This window comes from Streptomyces glaucescens (genome assembly GCF_002154375.1).
GTDB lineage: Bacteria > Actinomycetota > Actinomycetes > Streptomycetales > Streptomycetaceae > Streptomyces > Streptomyces glaucescens.
Window position 1 is genome coordinate 1 of record NZ_MUND01001059.1, and the last position, 1,156, is coordinate 1,156.

Annotated in this window: 2 protein-coding genes; both read left to right on the top strand. The window is 69.9% G+C overall.

What is annotated here, in order from left to right:
• Window positions 1-822: ATP-binding cassette domain-containing protein (locus CCN42_RS40550; protein WP_107427734.1), on the top strand; the 822-nt coding region annotated here is incomplete at its 5' end.
• Window positions 819-1,156, top strand: a 338-nt coding sequence (locus tag CCN42_RS40555; protein WP_143662260.1) for an ABC transporter permease, incomplete at its 3' end; no start/stop codon positions are given. The genes CCN42_RS40550 and CCN42_RS40555, both read left to right, overlap by 4 nt.

Below are 1,156 nucleotides of genomic sequence, written 5' to 3' on the forward strand. Positions count from 1 at the left end.
GGCCCCAACGGCGCCGGCAAGACCACCGCCGTACGCATCATGTCCACCCTGCTGCGCCACGACGAGGGACGCGTGCAGGTCGCGGGCCTGGACGTGCGGACCCGGGCCGACGAGGTGCGCTCACGGATCGGGCTGCTCGGCCAGAACGCCGCCGTCGACGAGGAACTCAGCGGCCGCCAGAACCTGGAGATGTTCGGCCGCCTCTACCACCTCGGCGCACGCCGCGCCGGCACCCGGGCCGACGAGCTCCTGGAACAGTTCGGGCTCACGGACGCCGGCAGCAAGGCCGTCAAGCAGTACAGCGGCGGCATGCGGCGCCGGCTCGACCTGGCCGCCTCCCTCATCTCCCAGCCCCAGGTCCTCTTCCTGGACGAACCCACCACCGGGCTCGACCCCCGCGGCCGCACCGAGGTGTGGAACGCGGTGCGCTCCCTGGTCGGCGGCGGCACCACCGTCCTGCTCACCACCCAGTACCTCGAAGAAGCCGACCAGCTCGCCGACCAGATCGCGGTCATCAACCACGGCAAGGTCATCGCCGAAGGCACCGCGGACGAACTGAAGACCAAGACCGGCGGCGACCGCATCGACATCGTCCTGCACGACACCGCCCAGCTCACCCGCGCCGCCTCCCTCCTGTCCCCCGACGCGGTCGTCGACAAGGACCGGCGCATGATCAGCGCCTCGGTCACCGACCGCATGGCCGCACTGACCCAGACCGTGCGCGCCCTGCAGACGGCCGGCATCCAGGCCGAGGACATCGCCGTACGCCGCCCCACCCTCGACGAGGTCTTCATCCACCTGACCAAGGAGGACGCCGCATGAGCACCACCCACCACCTCACCACCACCGGCGCGGCCGCACCCCACCCCACCCGCTCCAGACTCAGCTGGGCCGCAGCCGACTCCTGGACCATGACCCGCCGCGAACTCGCCCACTGGGCACGCCAGCCCGTCCAGGTCGTCGTCGGACTCGTCTTCCCCGTCATGATGCTCCTGATGTTCAGCTACCTCATCGGCGGCGGACAGGACATCAACGGAGACTTCAAGTCCTACCTCGTCCCCGGCATGCTCACCATGACCATGGCCTTCGGCCTCGAAGCCACCATGCTCTCCGTCACCCAGGACCTCGGCAAAGGCGTCATCGACCGCTTCCGCTC